Origin of the sequence: Rhodocytophaga aerolata (assembly GCF_030503435.1) — a bacterium.
Lineage (GTDB): Bacteria > Bacteroidota > Bacteroidia > Cytophagales > 172606-1 > Rhodocytophaga > Rhodocytophaga aerolata.
Genome location: NZ_JAUKPO010000005.1, coordinates 273,015 through 291,075 on the forward strand (window position 1 = coordinate 273,015; position 18,061 = coordinate 291,075).

Genomic DNA, 18,061 nt, shown 5'->3' on the forward strand with positions numbered 1-18,061 from the left:
ATACGGATTAGGTTGAGAAGAGTTTAAAGCCATGCCTTTTGAAGACGAATGCTTTCTAGATGAACTATATCCGGAAATGATGTTCAGCTTGATTTGTTCACTCTTATAGAACTTGCAAACGACAACAGCGGGAGCATGCTCCCGCTGTTGATATATCCTTTTAATATAATAGCTGAAGCCAGAGGAGATTACTGGAACAGCCATTGGCATTGGTAACTAGTGCCTTGGGTCATCAAATTTTCCATTGCCCTAGGGTATATTGAACAATTATAATGGCAGGTTCTTTAAATAAGCTATACTCTGCGGCACTTGCTGGGATACACTGGGACTTTCGTCTTCTATATAATAATGTTCAACCCCCGCTTTTTGAGCAGCTTTTAATATTGCAGGCAAATCCAACTGGCCGGTTCCTAAAGCTACATCGTTCTCGACAGGTGTTTGCCCGGAAAAATCGCCGGTTACGCCTTTTCGCAAGTCTTTCAGGTGCATCAACTTAAACCGTTTGCCATACTTGTTAAGCAATTGAGCCGGATCTTGTCCGGGATGGAACACCCACAAAATATCCATTTCAAAACTGACATACTTCGGGTCTGTCTGCTCTGCCATATAGTCGAAGAACGTGCCTTTGCCATAGGGTTGAAATTCATATCCATGGTTGTGGTAACAGAAAGTTAAGCCATGTTCCTCTTTCAATATTTTTCCTGCCCGGTTAAAGTCGTCGACTGCTTTTTTGGCTACTTCCAGGGTGAATGGAGCTTTATGCGGAATCCAGGCTACCCGTACATATGTAGCGCCTAATGTTTTAGCATTTTTAGCCACTTCTGCCGTTTTATTTACCATCTCATCATAGCTTACCCCAAAAGAAGAGCATTTCATTTTCCGTTCGTCTAACAACTGACGGAGTTCCTGGGCTGTTTTTCCAAATAAATTAGAAAATTCCATATCGGTAATGCCCAAGGTTTTAATGGTATCCAGGGTTTTCGCTACATCTTTCTGAAAACTGTGCCGGTAAGTATACGATACCATGCCAATTTCAGCGGAGAAGGCCTTCTTGCCTTTTTGAGCTACCGATGGCAAAATGGCGGTGCTCAGAAAAATGAATAAAAGTGCAACGGTTTTTAACATGAGGAATAGGTGAAAGTAAAAAGTATCTACTAGAAAACAGATGTACTCAACTATGTTGGTATTGAGGTTATAAATTTAGTGTAAAAAATCCAATTTTACTGGCATTCTCTTATCGTCTTTCCCCGTGCCTGGCGAATGCCAGCTGAATACGTGGCAGGTAGCGTTCGTTTTGTTTACCTTTTGTATACCACCCTTAGGCTGTCTGATAACCTTTTGATATCCCCTAAACTCAGGATCAGTGTTAGTTCCGCTATACTTTTGTGACAACACGCATCAACAACTATTCTTACAAAAAATGTTTATGTTTTCATTTGCTACATTTGGTATTTGCCTGGCCATCACCATTATACTTTTAATTGTATTGGCAGTACTTATAGGTCCATTCTTTCTATTACTTTTTGTTACGCCACCCCTCTTATTAGCGGCTCGCATCACTGGCGACAGAACCAATTTTTTTGCGCCCAATGGCGGGGGTAAACCAAAGCCCCTGACAAACTTGTTAACGGTGTTCTTTTGTATACTCATTGTACTGTTACTAACAGGTGGATTATATACTATTTATCCACATATACACCGGGCAGCATCCTTTTTGATGGCTACTGGCCAAACTATCCGGAGGAGCCTTAACCCACTGCCAGTTCAGCAGTTAATTATTATTAATAACATACTTTGGGTAGGGTTATGTTCTTTTATGGGAATACTGTTAAGTAGCCTATTGCGATTTTGGCAACAAGTAAAACAAATGAGTAAAGACCAGCTCTTTTCCGGGTATGTCTGGCCGGTGGTCATGCATATACTATCTCTTCTTTTTCTATGGGTTACCCGCCAATACCTGATGCATTATTCAGCCAACAACGCTTCTTTGGGTTTTGGCATTATCGCCATAGGCTTGCTTTATGGTAAGTTTTTATTTGATTCACAAACGCAACGGAGCAACGCATACAAGAATATCAAACAAACAGATAACGTAGCTTTTGGCAAGAAAAGCCACCTGATGAGAATTCTAGTGTTGCTGCATGCCTTCCTGTTCGCCTATTTTCTGGTACGTATTCTTTTATCTTTATAAGGCAAACACATGTTCATTCTACAAAAGTATAGCGGTGCTCCTGTTTTAGGTACATAACATTGGGAAAACTCTCCTTCAATGTTACCAGGTGAACAGAGCTTTTATTGTTTAGCTGGCATACTCATCCGGGCAATATGAATGAGACAGGGATAGATTCTCTCCCATGTTAATTTTTCCCAAGTTTTAGCCATTTATACAAACCGGCAGATTGTTTACACTAACGAAGGCCAATAGCTTGGTTAGCCGGCAGGCTTAACAAAAATTCCCGTACAGCTTTTAATTCCACCTCAGAAAATTCTCTCGTGCGGGGCCAAGGCATTTTGGTGCTGTCAATCTGATGGCCATCTGGGGTAACACCTGTGCGCAGGGTTTGCATAAACTCTGCTTCCGTCCATTTACCTACTCTGCCGGTAGAAGTGATATTGGGCACTTGCGGAGCACCTGGTGCTAACGGCGGTCCTCCCTGAAAATTATCCCGGTGGCAAGCCGCACAATTGGTTGTCAGGTACGCCCCATATTCTGCCGATACTTCTGCTTTTTGCTCAGTAATGGGTATAAGTTCATGATCAATATGCTCAGCAGGCAATAACTCCAGTTTGTTAAAAGCAATGAATGTTTTTAATACCGGACCCAGCGTTGGTTTTTTCTCCAGTTCGTTGTCTTGGGGAGGGCGGCTTTTGCAATAAGCAATAATAGCTGCCAGATCCGTATCAGCCAGTTTGGTAGTTTCATTTGCCGGCATAATTATCAGCGTTTTACCTTCCCGGGTTACGCCATGTTTCAATACGCGCAGCCAATCCTGGTCGCTGTAGTCTGCCGGAAGCCCGCCTTTGCCTTTGGTCAGGTTCTGGGCAGCTACGGTACCAAGCAGGGTTTCGTTCGCCATATAGCGGCCTTTCAGGTCTGTTCCATGGCAATCTTTGCAGCCATGTACCACAAACAGGTGGCTACCCCGTGCAATAGAAGCTGAATCGGTGGGAATGGCAACAGGCAGTATTGCGGTGGGATATACTTTATGTAAGCGTTTTTCTATATTCCAGTAAATATATCCGTATAGAGCCAGGCCGATCAGCAGAATGCTTACGAAAGCATAGCCCATCCATTTGCCGATTTTTTTTATTGTTTTCATTTGTAGTTGAGATAAGTAGAATGAGATAAGTTAACCCTTTGCATTTTCTAAGCTGCTTTTAATCGTGTATCTACTTAGCTGTGCAAGGGCAAAGTAGCCAGCAAGTGCAATCAGGAAAACAAAAACGATCAGCTCGGCAAAGTCCCAGAAGGTATCGTGCCGAACCCGAAAAATAACCGGTATATAGTAGGTGAAGCCAAGTCCAAGCTGGAAACTGCAAAGGGCCACAATCGACCATAAGGTCCACCTTTTGTGAACCAACGAAAGGGATGACCAGCCAAACAAGATTGCATACCCAACTATTTCAGTAGTCGCAAAGGTGTCGTAGGCGGGGTATTGGTATACCTGGGAGCGGTAAAATTGATACGCCATAGAAACAGCATAAGCCATAATGAGTATCCAGAATATTTTCAAATTGCTTTTCATGATAATATGTAGTTGAGGCGGTTGTAGAAACTAAAGGGAAACGTATCTTTCTCCTTAATTAAAAAATACTTCCAACGCTTTGTCTTCGCCTTTCCATTGGGCAATTTTGGCTAAAGAATTAATTAATGGTTCCTGGATAAAACCTGGTAATTTAGGAAGGTACGTTTCGCTGTATCCGAGCAATAGTGGTAAATGCCAAGGATTTTTAGGAAGAAAACCTTTCCCCCATTGTCCGGTATTGTGCAAGCCATATCCAACCCTGACAGATTTTTCCAGTCCTTTGGCAGGTGTAGCCTTTACCAGAATAGTAACAGTCGTATTTGTAGCATTGTGAAAGTAGTGCATAGACTTTCTGGGAGCAGTTGCTCCTTCCCCAGCTTTCAGCACAATGGTTTTTCCATTCATCCCAACCGTGAGCTCGCCGGTAAGTACTGTAAACTGTTCATCGAATGATTTATGGTAATGCCAGCTATTGCCACCTTTTGGCTCTACCTCTACCTGTATGAGTTCATAGGCACCTCCGGTATCGCGTCCGGTTTCCAGAAAGGTAGATTCATAGTTGCCTTCATTATTCCGTATGGTACGATCCTGTCGGTTGCCCACAGTCAGGTCCAGGTCAGGCAGAAAACGGGCAAACCCTACAATGGCCATAAACGAACACAGCAGGAGTAAAATAGGTAAGCCCAGAATGGAGCAGGCTATTTTTACAAAAAATCCTAATTCCCATTGCCAGACCATATAAAGGCCTGATAAACAAAGTAACAAGAAGAAAAAAGCCAGCCAATGTTTTGCATGAATAGCACCAGTAGGGGTTGTTTTTTTAAGTGTTGCGGTAGTCATAATGTCTGTTGATTTTATGCTACAAATGTTTAACTTTATTACCCAGATCTGTTTATTCAAAACGGATAAAGATTTACGAGATATGGATAAGATAGCTCTTCCGGAATGGGCCAAGCGGTTCGGAAGTTTTGAGGCGAAGGTATTGAACAGCAATGAGCGGTATACAGCCATCCACACCCAATTTAAAGAACCTGGCCTGGCATCGGGAGAATCAGTGATTGTCCAAATGCCTGGCATGGTGTTAGGGAATATGCTGTTCAACTTGCAGGAGCCTTTAAACATGACGCACCCAAGCAATGGCGAAGGGGCGGAGTCCGTGTTTGTTCTGGAAGGCAGAGCCACTTCCCATTTTAGCCATATTTCTAAACCTGTACTTGCAGAAAACAACCGCCATACTTTTCAGTATAGTCCTGAATTTACGGCCGGGCATACCATTGAGAAGGGAAGATTTAATGTAGTACATATTGGGTTTGATATGGATTTTTTCAAATCCATTATGCAATCGGCAGAAGACAAACAGATAGATATTATCTGTAATAGTATAGAACGGAAACAGACATTTATTCCTTCCCATGAACATCTATTGATGCAACCCAGAATGCTTGAGATCCTCCGTGCAATTAAAACCAGTCAGTTTAATGGCCTAACCCGCATGCTGTATCTGGAGGCCAAAGCCCTGGAACTGTTCTCCCTTCAGCTTGATCAGTTTTCTTCGTGGAGTGCTGGCGGCAAAAATGACATCAGCAGGGCAGATAAAGAAAAGCTCAGCGAGGTATATGCATTTATTGAAGCTAACTACTTGCTGCCTTTATCTCTGGCTAAGCTATCGGCAGGCTATGGGTTAAATGAATTTAAACTAAAGAAAGGATACAAAGCCTTATTCCATATGACTGTTTTCGGGCATATTCATAACTTGCGTATGCGGAAGGCAAAACAATTACTGGAAGAAGGGAGCTTAAACATTTCCCAGGTTTCTGATTGTATCGGCTATAGCAACATACCTGCCTTTTCGGCTGCATTCAAAAAACACTTTGGTTACCCACCCAGTAGGTATACCGGAGCTGCCTTACTTGCTCACTAAAAACCTGCCTGATTTGTGGATATATTCCCCGATGATTCCTTGATCTAAAGTAGTCTCCGAACAGGATAGAAACAGTAATTTTTATTCGTATTCCTTATTCATACTCCCACTTGTGTATCCAGGGATCGTGGGTTTGCTGCTGAAATTGTTTGAGCTTTTGCAACAACTGATTAAATATTGCTTTGTATTGAGCATTGTCTGCCAAATTATGGATTTCATCTGGGTCTTTTTCTATATCATAGAGTTCAAATTGAGGCCGATGCAAAAATGCCTCAATACGTCGTTTACCAAATTTGGCCGAACCTGCTTGTAAGCTGCCTTGCCAGGTAAACGACTTCACTAAATCAAGGGCCAGGGGAAAAGGAAGCTGATGAGCAATATTATAAATCAACTTATATTGCCTTGTACGCACAGCCCGCATCGGATAATACATAGTTATTTCATGCAAGGAATGCGAAGCATATACCTCGTCCCATCCACTGACATGCTCTTCCTCCAGAAGTTTCCGGAAGGAACGGCCATGAAAAGTTGGGTTGGCCGGTATGGCTCCTGCCAGATCCAGAATAGTTGGTGTAATATCTGCCCAGGATACCATCCCATTCTGAACTATTCCTTTTCTTTTTGAGCCAGGGTTCCGAATGATGCAGGGCAGTTTAATACCTGCTTCATAAAGCGTTGTTTTTGCTCCCGGGAACGCTACCCCATTGTCGGATAAGTAAATAATAATGGTATTTTCATACTTGCCCGCTGCCTTCAAATAGGTTATCAATTTCCCAACGCCTTGGTCTACTCGGGAAACAGCCTGGTAATATTGTGCCAGTTCAGCCCGGCTTTCTTTAGTATCTGGCAGAAATGGAGGGACAAGCACCTGGCCTGGCTGATAGGTAACCTGTTTTACACCAGGATAACCTTCCTGACGGTTACCAAATGAGTTGGGTTCGCCAGCTGTACCGAAATCGGGTTCACCATTAGGGAATACTTTATTAGACCGGTGTGGGTCATCGGTAGCAAAATACAAGAAAAATGGCTTAGTAGTAGAAGTAATGAAGTCTTTGCTGAGTTCGGCCATTTGAACAGCATTACGTCCTAAGCTAGTAGGATCATTGGCCTTTCCGCCAGATAATACGTTTTGAAAGGCATATACTTCTTCTGGGGCTACATGAAACTTACCTATTCTGGCTGTTTGATAACCTGCCTTGGCTAACAACACAGGTAAACTCTGCACATGTGCAAATGAATTAAAATGATGATAACTGTGCTCAAGCCCATACATGCCATTTGCATGATTATGCAAACCTGATAGAATTACCGTACGGCTAGGACTACAACTGGCAGACGTACAAAAAGCATTGGTAAAGCGTACTCCCTCAGCAGCCAGCTGATCCAAATTAGGGGTTTGAATTACCGGATTTCCATAACACCCCAGGGCATCTGTTCCATGATCATCGGCAATCAGTAAGATAATATTAGGTTTTGCGGTATTCCCTTGTGACCATGCACTCACCATATGCAACCACATAAATAACAGCGTAAAATAGCAGCGCTTATATATCATAAAGTTCAAAAAGCTAAGAAGTTGATTTGTAAATAACCCACTCAAGCTAATTTATACATAGAAATTGGTGAGACGATATTCTCTGCTAAATATAATTTTTAAAAATAGTTTGCATTGTATTTTCTAATATATAATTTTGTCTATAGATTTTATAGAGATTAAAATACAAGCACATGATACAGCAATCTTTACTCTGTTATACTTAGCTAAATAGGCTATCTATAGTGTCAATCTTTTACTTATAAGGCTTTACACACTAAATAAGAGAAGCATTGCTACAATGAAAGGTAATTTTTAACAAAGCGTAAAATCTAGTCTAACATTCATTTACTATTTATTAGCTGCAATGCCTATCATAAAAGGCAGGGGGAACCCTTATTGAAAAATTTAAAATATACATACCATACTAAACTAACATTTGTCGCAATGAAAAAAATAGTACAAGTTATCTTACCCATCTTATTGTTGGCTAACGTTGCACTTGCCCAAGGGGTAGTGGTGGGAAAAATTAAAGACAGGGAAGGTTTACCTGTAGTTGCTGCAACGGTTGTAATAAAAGGAACTAACACGTATACAGTTGCCGATGCTGAGGGTCAGTTCAAGATTACTGCACAAAAACAAGCCCCTTTTACATTAGCTATTAGCTCTGTCGGGTTTAAACCTCAGGAAGTCAGGCTTACGGAACTACCAAATTCACCCTTGACAATAACCCTTATCGATGATAATTTACTGAATGAGGTGGTAGTTACCGCCAGAAGACGTAGTGAAACGGTGCAGGAAGTTCCCATTCCTATTTCAGTAGTAGGAGGCACTACCGTAGAAGAAGCAGGCGCTTTTAATGTAAACCGGATAAAAGAACTCGTTCCAACCGTGCAACTTTATTCCTCTAATCCGCGCAACACCACACTTAATATCCGCGGCTTAGGTTCTACCTTCGGGCTAACAAATGATGGCATCGACCCTGGTGTAGGCTTTTATGTAGATGGAGTATACTATGCCCGTCCTGCGGCTACTACTCTGGACTTTATTGACATAGAGCAGATAGAGGTCCTGCGTGGTCCGCAAGGAACTCTTTTCGGTAAGAATACAACAGCTGGCGCCTTTAACGTTACTACCCGTGCTCCTAGCTTTACGCCAGGTGCAAATTTTGAAGTAAGTTATGGCAATTATGGCTACATACAGGCAAAAAGTTCAGTTACAGGTCCGTTAGGAAAGAAGTTTGCCGGGCGGTTATCTTTCTCTGGTACACAGCGGGACGGCGTTCTTGAAAATGTAATTACCCAAAAATCGGTGAACGATCTCAATAATTTGGGTTTGCGGGGGCAATTGCTGTTCGTGCCAACAGACAATATTAAGATTACACTCGCAGCAGACGCTTCACGCCAGCGGCCAGATGGGTATGCACAAGTGGTAGCTGGCGTTGCTCCTACCCTACGCCCAGCTTACCGCCAGTTCGAGCAAATCATTGCCGATCTTAACTACGATTTGCCAAGCAGAAATCCTTTTGACCGCAAAATTGATCATGATACACCCTGGAGATCGGGAAATGAATTAGGGGGTGTATCACTCAATATTGACGCCAACATTGGGCCAGGAACATTAACCTCTACTACGGCCTGGCGGTATTGGAACTGGGACCCATCCAACGACCGGGACTTCACAGGATTACCAGTGCTCACCTTATCCCAGGCAACCTCAAAACATGCACAATGGACACAAGAGGTACGTTACGCCGGAGATATTTCCTCCCGCTTGAGTGGGGTCATCGGCCTTTTTGCCATCGGTCAGGACTTACAGACAGATCCGGTTCATACAGAGGAATCTGGTGCAGCTCAATGGCGGTTTTCCCAGAGTTCCACTAGCCCCCTCTGGCAAACACCAGGCCTGTTTGATGGCTATGGCATTCGAACCACCTCCAGACTTCAGACTTTCGGTGCAGCTGTATTCGGGCAGGTAGATTGGGCGATTACAGAACGGTTGCATGTATTACCCGGGCTCCGGTTCAATTACGACCAGAAAAAAGTAGATTTTAACCGGCAGACCTATGGTGGTTTGCAAACAGAAGATCCTGCGTTGATTGCCCTGAAAAGAGCCGTGTATACAGATCAGGCCTTTAATGCAGAGGTAGATGAATCTAACTTGTCGGGCCAGTTAACGCTGGCTTATAAAGCCTCAACTAGCATGAATGCATTTGCTACCTATTCCAACAGCTATAAGCCTGTTGGGGTAAATTTAGGTGGTTTACCTACCGCAAATGGTGAAATTCTACTTGATCTGGCCAGAATCAAACCAGAATATGTAAGTCATTTTGAGGTAGGAATTAAAACCAATCCGACTCCACAATCTACCCTAAATATTGTGCTCCACAACACGGATATTAAGGATTACCAGACCAATGTACAGACAGCAGAAGTAGGCGTAAACCGGGGTTATCTGGCTAATGCTGAGCGGGTACGTGTATTGGGTATTGAACTAGATGGAAACATCCGGCTGAACAATCATCTATCTTTCAATGGGGCAGTTGCCTACACAGATGGCAAATATGTTTCCTTCAAAAATGCACCAGTTCCGCTGGAAGAGACAGGTGGAGAAGCAGCCTTCAAAGATATATCTGGTGGTGCTTTACCAGGCATATCTAAATGGGCTGGCTCATTAGGTGGTGAATTGGTCTCTAATCCAGGCAATTTCTTTGGCCAGCATGGGAAGTTCTTTCTTGCCGTGGACAGTTATTCACGTTCTTCCTTTTCTTCAAGCCCATCGCCTTCAAAATACCTGAATATTGGCGGATATGCATTGGTAAATGCCAGACTTGGATTTAGAGCGACTGACGGATTATCTATTTTCCTATGGTCACGTAACCTACTGGACAGAGATTATTTTGAGCAATTATTACCGGCAGCCGGTAATGCCGGTCACTACGCAGGTGTACTGGGCGATCCGAGGACTTTCGGTGTCACCTTACGTTATTCGTTTTAAAATTAACAAACCTTCTTAGGTAACTTAAAGAAGATACGTGGGACTCATCTACCATTTATCTTCTTTTGCATTTTATTGATTGTTGATTGCAGCATAGTATCTCTTTTGTCAAAAACATCTTGTCACCCCATGCAATTGGGCTTGGATTTGTAAGATCCCTATACAATACCCACAATTTTTAAACATAGCTTTGAATAAAGCATAGTAACACTTCTTTTCTGATACGTATATGTTTGTCGGGCACTATGTAATGATAAGGCTGTATGGAATACTAAGCTGCTCTTTATTCTATTTCAGTCTTTACTCTCAGGCAACCGATACATGGAAAGAAGAACTTAACACACACCTGGATATACGCCCCAGAGCAGAATTCAGGAATAATTTTATGTTAGCTGCCTCTGACAGCACCATGCCAGAAATATTTGCCAGCCAGCGCAACAGAGTACATCTTACGTATCAGCGTAGAAAATTAAAATTTCTTGCCTCAGCACAGGAGATCCATTTGTGGGGAAAACAAGGCAAACTGTCTAAAACTGGGAGCATTAATTTTTATGAACTTTATCTTGAACCTTCCCTAACCAAAAATCTATCGTTTAGGATAGGCAGGCAAGGAATATCATTAGACAATGGCCGGTTATTTTCGGATGCTCCCTGGTCGCAGCAAGGCCGTGCGCATGAAGGAATACGGCTGCTATATGCTAGTTCTAGGCTGGCTGCCGATTTGATTGCTGCTTTTACCAGGAACTACGCAACCCATTTTGATGCAGCATACTCGCCAGTAACTGCCCATACTTATACACTGCTTTTGGTACAGCATGTAAAGTATGCATTGAGCAAACAATTTAGTTTTACACTTATTAATTCTGCTGAAGCATTCAAGCGGATTGATAAAACATCCGGACATTATTTGAGAGTTACTAATGGCGGAAGAGTGGAGTATTTGTTTAATAAACTGTATTTAACTCTTAATGGCTATTCTCAATATGGAGAGAATGCCACCAGAAAAAAATCAGTGCCTATTATCTGCAACCAGAAACAAGTTATACCATCAATAAAATCAAGTTGCGGCTAGGTGCAGAAATTTCAAGTGGAGAAAATATAGCTTTTGCCCATACTAACTCCCATTCTTTTATTCCTTTGTATGGTGTGGCTTGGAAATTTATGGGAAATATGAATTTTTTTACCAGGTTCCCTGCCGATGTAAATAATAGTGGGCTTATAAATCCTTATTTGTTTATAATTTTTACACTAACTAACAAAATATTTTTGCGGGCTGATGGAAATTTATTTTATATGCAGTACCCACTTATTTATCCAGACAAATCTACCGCTAATAGGTATTTAGGGTTTGAAAACGATTTGTCGTACAACTACAAGATTTCACCTGCTATTGATATGCAAGGCGGTTTTTCTTACCTGCTTCCAACAGCAAGCATGGAATTGCTCAACAAAGTGAAAGATGCTCAACGAATTCCTGTGTGGAGTTATCTTATGATATCCTTCAAACCTCGGGTATTTTCCTGGACCAGAACCCATTCTATGTTTCGGAATAATCTTTAGCGGTCGTAATAGGTAAAAATGATTCAATATATGCCAAACAGCGGTTTATTCTACTTTAACCTTGTAAAGATGAAAGGTAATCTTACATGCTGTATCCCATAAACGGTAATAAAATAAAAAATTTATTTGCTTTTGAAACTAAATTTGTTCTATTTGCCTATATAATTAGTAGACTAACCAAAAAGTCAAATGAATTACACAAGAACATATAAGCCGGTTATGGTTTCAGCCCCGAGTAGTGCTGATTTCATTCATTGCCTTTATGCTTCTTCTGGTTGCTGTTGTTGCCTCTAACAACTGTACCTTACTTTTCCCATCTTAGGTTAGTTTTGGAACAGTAATTTGCTCAAAAGACACTATTCCTTGTCTTTAAAAATCATTTCTCTTGTTGCGTGCCTTTTTATAAAGTAATTCCTGTTTTTGAGTCTATCTCAGGGATACTTTAGTAAAATAAATGCTGTTACTATCCGGCTTTAGCTATGCTTGGTAAACACAGCTCTGTATTCAAACTATATGGCTTCACAAATAAACATTTTGTTTGATAAACCAACTATAGCAATGCTCCAACAGGGCAACTATTATCCCTGGTATGACCGATGTTGTTGCTTACCCAGGTTTTCATTTATTGTTATGTTATTATTTCACATTTAACTTATCTATTACTGATCATGAATATTCAATCAACATATTTTCCTTCTAAGAACGAAACAAACTCATTTACTGCTCCTGCGCTGTTCCATGTTGAACCTGGCCAACCACTTAGTAAAGGAGATCAAGCACCTGCTTTTTCTTTGCCGGCTAATTTTGGAAAGTGGACTGGCTCTCTGGCAGAACTAGCCTCAGTTACTAAGATTACATCCAATGAATTAGTGAGCAGCCGCCCACTTGTTATCAGTTTTTACTCCCCTCAGTGGAATGACTATGGACATCAGCACATACAAGCCTTAGTTCAGTTGTACACTGGAGTAAAAGCCCTGGGTGGAGAAATGCTAGTACTTACACCTGAGCCTCTGGCACAGATTTACCGACTGGCTAATCACTACCAGATTCCATTTAGTATTGCCCACGATGCTGACAACCTGATTGCTTACCTGTTCGGCGTTTACGACACGCAAAATCCGGTATGGCACCGGATAGCCGGTATTACAGCCGATGTACCTGCGCCTGCTACCTTTGTAATTGCCGGTAATGGACAGATTACGGCTGCCTTTATAGATTCCGACTTTCAAGATGCTTTACCTGCCAGGCCAGTGCTTTCAGCGGTATATGCTACCAGGGACAAGCGAATAAAAAAAGTAGCTTAAGCAGCGCACGAACGTTTTATCTCGTATACTAAGCAGATTGCAGGAAGCCTCTTAAACGGGGCTTTTTGCCTTTTATAGTCTTCTATAGAAATCAGATAAAACGGCTATAGTTTACCGTTGAAACAATGGGATAGGCCGGGTAAAAAGTGATTCTACTTTTATTCCGATTGTGCAGAAAACAGAATAATTTACTCTTTCTGCTTATCATCATTCGTGAAAAATGAATACCTTATTTAAAATTCAAGGTTATGCCACGTATCAACCCGGTGAATCCCCAGCAAGCGCCACCTGCAATACAAGCGGCTTTTGAGAAACATATTACAGATTATCAGGCACGTATCACAAACATGAAAGCTACCTTAGGTCATTCTTTGCTTGCCTTTGAAGTATATATGCAGTGGTACCCGCTTTATGAGCAAGTAAAGCAACTTCTTGGGGAGCGACTTGCCTACTTATATGCCCATGCCATTTCATCGGGCTCCAACTGCCCCTTGTGTACCACCTTTTTCCGCCGGATTATTATTGAGCACGGTGAAGATCCGGATAAACTTTCGATCACGCCAGAGGAACAGCATGTATTGAACTTAGGGAGTGAAATGGCACGTAACCAGGGACAAATACCTGATACTATTTATGAGCATGTTGCTCCACGTTATACTGAACAGGAAATGGTTATACTCCTTGCTTTTGCAGGCCAGATGATTGCTACAAATGTATTCAGTAATGCCATACAAACAGAAATAGACCCTTATTTAATACCGTATACAGTCTCCACTACGCGCAAACCAGATCATCCATAACTATTTTATTGCCACCTAACTCTTGACTTTTATGTCTGCTTACTTAAAGGATAAAGTTGCTTTTATTACCGGTGCGGCTCATGGACAAGGCCGTGCTACGGCTTTGGCACTTGCCGCAGAGGGTGTACATATTGCTGCCTTTGATATTGCCAGGCCTCTCTCCTACCCTGGCTATACCATGGGCTCGCCAGATGATCTGGACAGTTTACAAGAAGCCTGCGAAAAATTAGGAGTAAGTTGTCTTACATTTAGAGGGGATGTCCGCTTGGATGCAGATGTTACAGGGGCCGTAGCAAAAACGGAAGAAAAATTTAAGCACATAGATATTTTATTTAATAACGCTGGTATTTGTGCGTATGGACTGGCAGATGAACTAACGGAAGATGCCTGGGATGCCATGCTTGCTATTAATCTGAAGGGTGCCTGGCTGGTAGCCAGAAGAATAATTCCCTTAATGAAAGCCCAATCTTCAGGCGTAATTATTAATAATTCCTCTATTGCCGGCTTGAGAGGAATGAACCGGCTAAGTCATTATGCGGCTTCTAAATGGGGATTAGTTGGCCTTACCAAATCATGGGCCATTGAACTGGCTCCCTATGCTATCCGGGTCAATTCCATACACCCTACCGGCGTAGATACCCCCATGAATGATGGATTAGCTTTTCTGGAAGGCAGCACGCCACAAGAAATAGCAGAACGTTCGGCAGGCAACTTACTGGATGTTCCCTGGATTACTACCGATGATGTAGCCAGGGCAGTGCTCTATCTAGTTTCCGAATCTGGCAGATATATCACTGGTTCGCAACTGGTGCTAGATGCCGGATTGCTGACCAGGTAAAATGACTATTTCTTTTAAATTTGATAGTTTATGCAGTCTGCCTTATATCAGTAGGTAACTTTGCAATACTTAATATACTGTTAGATTGAATATAATCGCTGCAATTGCCACAGTGACAATAGCTAAAATGGATTCTGGCATTGCTTTGTATTTTCTCTGTGAGTGATGCTTAACAGAATAAAGGGAAAATATGGCAGAAAAGTAAAGAAAGTAGTCATAACAAGGCTTAAGTTCCCATAAGTAAAGCTCGTTTATAAAGTGGGCTATGCCTGCAAGTGCCAAAGTATTGATAATAGAAGTAGTTACGCGGGTTAAATAATATTTGTGTGCTACAATTTATCTACCCCAAACAAAAAGTGAGAAAAATATACCATTAAATAAAAAGCCCCCAGAAATGAATCTAAGGGCTTTTGTAGCGAGGGGGGGAATTGAACCCCCGACCTCAGGGTTATGAATCCTGCGCTCTAACCACCTGAGCTACCTCGCCAATTGTGACGCAAAGGTAGGGATATTATTTTTTTTTAAACAAATAATTTTAAAATATTTGCAGGAGTTGTTTTGCTGTAGAAAAACTCATACATTACCTTTTACAAACACTTCTCTGACCGATGGGCAAACACAAATACACGACAGAATTTGAAATCAGAGCCAATAATAAAATGCTGTTTAATTACCTGGTTACCCCAGCAGGCCTTGCCCAGTGGTTTGCAGACCAGGTAACTATTGACGATTACAAGATATTTAACTTTGTCTGGGATAACCGGCCACACTATGCCCGGATGACCGCTCAACGTTTGAACCGCTATGTAAAATTTGAATTTATTCCTGAAGACAGTCAAGCTACTTACGAGCCTTCGTATATAGAATTTAAGCTGGATATGAACGATCTTACGCAATCTTCGTTTCTTAAAATAACCGATTTTTCCGATACCGAAAACGAAGAAGACTTACGTGAGCTATGGACACATCTGGTATCGAATTTGAGGGAAATCGTGGGCGGGTAAGTCTAGCATACATGAAAAAAATTGATAAATTAATATTAAAATCTTTTTTAGGTCCATTCTTTTTAACATTCGTGGTAGTAGTGTTCATACTACTTACCCAAACCCTTATAAAATATTTTGATGAATTTGTAGGTAAAGACCTGGGGTTTGCTGTGTTTTCAGAGCTAATTTTTTACTTTAGCCTTACTACTACCCCGGTAGCCTTACCCCTGGCTATGCTGCTCTCCACATTGATTTGTTTTGGTAACCTGGGTGAGCATTATGAACTGACGGCCATTAAAAGTTCTGGTATTTCTCTGATCCGTGTACTTTTTCCTATTTTCATTTTTGCTATTCTGCTTACTTTCATCGCCTTCTGGTTCAATAATACGATTGTACCGCATTCTAATCTTAATGCATATAGCCTGCTTTGGGATATACGGCAAAAAAAACCATCCCTGGATATAAAAGAGGGTGTATTTTACAATGGCCTCACCGGATTTAGCATTAAAGCAAACAAAAAAATACTTGGAAAAGACGGAAAAGAAACACTGCTGGATGTAATGCTTTATAACCATCAGGATGGCAACGGCAACAACCAGGTAATTCTGGCCGACTCCGCAAAAATGTATACAACTTTTAATGAACGCTATCTGGTGTTGGAATTATTTAGTGGCAACAGTTATGCAGTATTAGAGCCGGACGCACGGAAATCCCAAAAAGATGAATTCCAGCGGGACGCCTTCAAACAAAGTAAATGGATTATCAGTCTGGCATCTTTTGACTTAACCCGGACTAAAAAGGAGTTATTTTCCAGTAGCAAATACATGATGAATGTAGGGCAGCTTCAACATGTGGCAGATTCTGTATATAATGACTATGCCGTGCTACGCAAGAATGCTCCTAGTTCAGCCTCGCAGTATTATTACAACCACTTTAAACCGCTTTCCGCCAAGGTTGATTCTATTCAAGGAAAGTGGATAGATTCTTTAAGCAGCCTCAAGTTAGAGCAGTATGCTGTACAGGATATATTGACTTCGGCCACCAGCCAGGCCAGAAACATGAAAAGCTTTACGCAGAGCCATGTACAACAGATTGATTACACCCTAAAAGAAAGCCGTACGTTCACGGTTGAAAAATATAAAAAATATACCCAGTCGGTTGCCTGCCTGATTATGTTCCTGATTGGTGCACCTTTAGGAGCTATTATTAAAAAAGGCGGATTGGGGGTTCCTGTACTGGTATCTATTACCTTCTTTATTATCTTCTATGTTTTTTCGCTGCTAGGCGAGAAATGGGCCAGAGAAGGAATAGTGGCTATCCCGCCAGGCGTATGGACGGCCAACTTTGTTTTACTACTCTGTGGCTTGTTTTTCCTTCGGCAGGCCAGAAATGACTCCCGGCTATTTGAAGCAGATATGTATAAGGTAGCGTTCAGCCGCTTACTGGAAAAATGGAAAAAAGTTTTTCCTTCCAAACAACGGAAAATAGCAAAGTTGCCCCAATAATCATCTGATCTGATTATTTCTTTATTGGTATGTGCTCACCTCCCACCAGAAGTCAACTTCTGTTATTTGCTGCGTTGACAAGGGTTAAATAAAACCGTTTACCAGGTAAGCACTCAAAACACTGAGATGAGAAAAGCTATAGAATTGAAATAAAATATAGGGAAACTTAAGGTTTATTTGGTTTTGAGAGAACAAGACCCTAAATTTGCGGTTTGTAAAAAGAAGAATTAATATAAAGATTTTCAATCCATCATACGATGTATCTGACTAAAGAAAAGAAACAAGAGTTATTCCAAACACACGGAACTGCTAAGAAGAAAACTGATACCGGATCTGCTGAATCCCAGATAGCTTTATTTACTTACCGAATCAATCATTTGACTGATCATTTAAAAACCCATAAGCAAGATTTCTCGTCCCGCTTAGGCTTGCTGAAGCTGGTAGGTAAAAGAAGAAGATTGCTTGATTATTTGGTAAGCAACGATATTGAAAGATATAGAGCTATTGTGGCTGAATTACAACTGAGAAAATAAAGCGCAGACAAGACAAGGGGAATCTTTCTAATAGGGTTCCCTCTTTTGTTGCTTAAAAGAAATAGTAATTTTACTAGTCAAAATATTGACTTTCCATTCCCCTATTGCGTACCTCTCTAGAATAAATACGCATAGATAATTTAAATGTGCAGGTTTGAATGTGTAGCCATGAATTTAAAATTGTATCATACTTTAGAGGCTAGCGTTGCATAAGCATTTGTACACACAAGTGCCTACCGGTCTATCACATTTTATACGCCTCCTTTGTACAGTTTAAATTACCACATCCCTACATTTTCAATTCCGCAAACTTCCTTTTTTTGTAGTGTTAAAGTTT

16 protein-coding genes and 1 tRNA gene are annotated in these 18,061 nt (G+C 41.4%); 11 read left to right on the forward strand and 6 right to left on the reverse strand.

What is annotated here, in order from left to right:
• Positions 1-267: 267 nt before the first annotated feature.
• Positions 268-1,125: a sugar phosphate isomerase/epimerase family protein gene (locus tag Q0590_RS11685; protein ID WP_302037723.1), complete on the reverse strand. Its 858-nt coding sequence runs from the start codon at positions 1,123-1,125 to the stop codon at positions 268-270.
• Positions 1,126-1,426: 301 nt separating this feature from the next.
• Between Q0590_RS11685 and Q0590_RS11690 the strand changes: the two genes are divergently transcribed.
• Positions 1,427-2,191 (forward strand): hypothetical protein, encoded by a 765-nt coding sequence (locus tag Q0590_RS11690; RefSeq protein WP_302037724.1) that lies wholly within the window; start codon positions 1,427-1,429, stop codon positions 2,189-2,191.
• Between the two features lie 217 nt (positions 2,192-2,408).
• On the opposite strand, the gene Q0590_RS11695 is transcribed toward Q0590_RS11690, so the two are convergent.
• Genes Q0590_RS11695 through Q0590_RS11705 form a run of 3 tightly spaced genes read right to left on the reverse strand, consistent with a single transcriptional unit; the run spans position 2,409 to position 4,586 of the window.
• Positions 2,409-3,320, reverse strand: a complete 912-nt coding sequence (locus Q0590_RS11695; RefSeq protein WP_302037725.1) for a c-type cytochrome — start codon at positions 3,318-3,320, stop codon at positions 2,409-2,411.
• A 30-nt stretch (positions 3,321-3,350) separates the two neighbouring features.
• Complete coding sequence (locus Q0590_RS11700) at positions 3,351-3,746, reverse strand: hypothetical protein (protein WP_302037726.1); 396 nt, start codon at positions 3,744-3,746, stop codon at positions 3,351-3,353.
• Positions 3,747-3,800: 54 nt separating this feature from the next.
• Positions 3,801-4,586 carry a cupin domain-containing protein gene (locus Q0590_RS11705; protein WP_302037727.1) on the reverse strand — a complete coding sequence of 262 codons (786 nt, stop codon included), beginning with the start codon at positions 4,584-4,586 and terminating at the stop codon, positions 3,801-3,803.
• Between the two features lie 25 nt (positions 4,587-4,611).
• Here Q0590_RS11705 and Q0590_RS11710 point away from each other — a divergent pair, with 25 nt between their 5' ends.
• Entirely contained in the window at positions 4,612-5,667 is a 1,056-nt protein-coding gene (locus tag Q0590_RS11710) for a helix-turn-helix transcriptional regulator (RefSeq protein ID WP_302037728.1), read from the forward strand.
• A gap of 94 nt (positions 5,668-5,761) precedes the next feature.
• On the opposite strand, the gene Q0590_RS11715 is transcribed toward Q0590_RS11710, so the two are convergent.
• A complete protein-coding gene (locus Q0590_RS11715; RefSeq protein ID WP_302037729.1) occupies positions 5,762-7,222 on the reverse strand; it encodes a sulfatase family protein in 1,461 nt (486 codons plus the stop codon).
• 426 nt (positions 7,223-7,648) lie between these two features.
• On the opposite strand from Q0590_RS11715, the gene Q0590_RS11720 reads away from it, so the two are divergent.
• From Q0590_RS11720 to Q0590_RS11745, 6 genes are all read left to right on the forward strand, one after another.
• Complete coding sequence (locus tag Q0590_RS11720; protein WP_302037730.1) at positions 7,649-10,198, forward strand: TonB-dependent receptor; 2,550 nt, start codon at positions 7,649-7,651, stop codon at positions 10,196-10,198.
• A 250-nt stretch (positions 10,199-10,448) separates the two neighbouring features.
• The gene (locus tag Q0590_RS11725) at positions 10,449-11,270 is read left to right on the forward strand and encodes an alginate export family protein (RefSeq protein WP_302037731.1); all 822 of its coding nucleotides are present in this window, start codon (positions 10,449-10,451) and stop codon (positions 11,268-11,270) included.
• Positions 11,261-11,758, forward strand: coding sequence for a hypothetical protein (locus Q0590_RS11730; protein WP_302037732.1), 498 nt, complete (start codon positions 11,261-11,263; stop codon positions 11,756-11,758). Before Q0590_RS11725 ends, Q0590_RS11730 begins: the two co-directional genes overlap by 10 nt.
• A 668-nt stretch (positions 11,759-12,426) precedes the next feature.
• Positions 12,427-13,062, forward strand: coding sequence for a redoxin domain-containing protein (locus Q0590_RS11735; RefSeq protein ID WP_302037733.1), 636 nt, complete (start codon positions 12,427-12,429; stop codon positions 13,060-13,062).
• Between the two features lie 248 nt (positions 13,063-13,310).
• On the forward strand, positions 13,311-13,862 hold the full coding sequence (locus tag Q0590_RS11740; protein ID WP_302037734.1) for a carboxymuconolactone decarboxylase family protein: 552 nt from the start codon (positions 13,311-13,313) through the stop codon (positions 13,860-13,862).
• Between the two features lie 31 nt (positions 13,863-13,893).
• Complete coding sequence (locus Q0590_RS11745) at positions 13,894-14,700, forward strand: mycofactocin-coupled SDR family oxidoreductase (protein WP_302037735.1); 807 nt, start codon at positions 13,894-13,896, stop codon at positions 14,698-14,700.
• 413 nt (positions 14,701-15,113) lie between these two features.
• Here Q0590_RS11745 and Q0590_RS11750 read toward each other — a convergent pair.
• A tRNA-Met gene (locus Q0590_RS11750) sits at positions 15,114-15,187 on the reverse strand.
• A gap of 121 nt (positions 15,188-15,308) precedes the next feature.
• On the opposite strand from Q0590_RS11750, the gene Q0590_RS11755 reads away from it, so the two are divergent.
• The 3 genes from Q0590_RS11755 (at position 15,309) to rpsO (ending at position 17,724) form a co-directional block, all read left to right on the forward strand.
• The gene (locus Q0590_RS11755) at positions 15,309-15,704 is read left to right on the forward strand and encodes an START-like domain-containing protein (protein ID WP_302037736.1); all 396 of its coding nucleotides are present in this window, start codon (positions 15,309-15,311) and stop codon (positions 15,702-15,704) included.
• Between the two features lie 11 nt (positions 15,705-15,715).
• Positions 15,716-17,191 carry an LptF/LptG family permease gene (locus Q0590_RS11760; protein ID WP_302037737.1) on the forward strand — a complete coding sequence of 492 codons (1,476 nt, stop codon included), beginning with the start codon at positions 15,716-15,718 and terminating at the stop codon, positions 17,189-17,191.
• A gap of 257 nt (positions 17,192-17,448) precedes the next feature.
• Complete coding sequence (rpsO, locus tag Q0590_RS11765; protein ID WP_302037738.1) at positions 17,449-17,724, forward strand: 30S ribosomal protein S15; 276 nt, start codon at positions 17,449-17,451, stop codon at positions 17,722-17,724.
• The last annotated feature ends 337 nt before the right edge of the window (positions 17,725-18,061 follow it).

Bases quoted from the DNA above. Each gene is read 5' to 3' on its own strand.
- Q0590_RS11685 (WP_302037723.1), bottom strand. From the start codon at position 1,125: ATGTTAAAAACCGTTGCACTTTTATTCATTTTTCTGAGCACCGCCATT.
- Q0590_RS11690 (WP_302037724.1), top strand. From the start codon at position 1,427: ATGTTTTCATTTGCTACATTTGGTATTTGCCTGGCCATCACCATTATA.
- Q0590_RS11695 (WP_302037725.1), bottom strand. From the start codon at position 3,320: ATGAAAACAATAAAAAAAATCGGCAAATGGATGGGCTATGCTTTCGTA.
- Q0590_RS11700 (WP_302037726.1), bottom strand. From the start codon at position 3,746: ATGAAAAGCAATTTGAAAATATTCTGGATACTCATTATGGCTTATGCT.
- Q0590_RS11705 (WP_302037727.1), bottom strand. From the start codon at position 4,586: ATGACTACCGCAACACTTAAAAAAACAACCCCTACTGGTGCTATTCAT.
- Q0590_RS11710 (WP_302037728.1), top strand. From the start codon at position 4,612: ATGTTTAACTTTATTACCCAGATCTGTTTATTCAAAACGGATAAAGAT.
- Q0590_RS11715 (WP_302037729.1), bottom strand. From the start codon at position 7,222: ATGATATATAAGCGCTGCTATTTTACGCTGTTATTTATGTGGTTGCAT.
- Q0590_RS11720 (WP_302037730.1), top strand. From the start codon at position 7,649: ATGAAAAAAATAGTACAAGTTATCTTACCCATCTTATTGTTGGCTAAC.
- Q0590_RS11725 (WP_302037731.1), top strand. From the start codon at position 10,449: ATGATAAGGCTGTATGGAATACTAAGCTGCTCTTTATTCTATTTCAGT.
- Q0590_RS11735 (WP_302037733.1), top strand. From the start codon at position 12,427: ATGAATATTCAATCAACATATTTTCCTTCTAAGAACGAAACAAACTCA.
- Q0590_RS11740 (WP_302037734.1), top strand. From the start codon at position 13,311: ATGCCACGTATCAACCCGGTGAATCCCCAGCAAGCGCCACCTGCAATA.
- Q0590_RS11745 (WP_302037735.1), top strand. From the start codon at position 13,894: ATGTCTGCTTACTTAAAGGATAAAGTTGCTTTTATTACCGGTGCGGCT.
- Q0590_RS11755 (WP_302037736.1), top strand. From the start codon at position 15,309: ATGGGCAAACACAAATACACGACAGAATTTGAAATCAGAGCCAATAAT.
- Q0590_RS11760 (WP_302037737.1), top strand. From the start codon at position 15,716: ATGAAAAAAATTGATAAATTAATATTAAAATCTTTTTTAGGTCCATTC.
- rpsO (WP_302037738.1), top strand. From the start codon at position 17,449: ATGTATCTGACTAAAGAAAAGAAACAAGAGTTATTCCAAACACACGGA.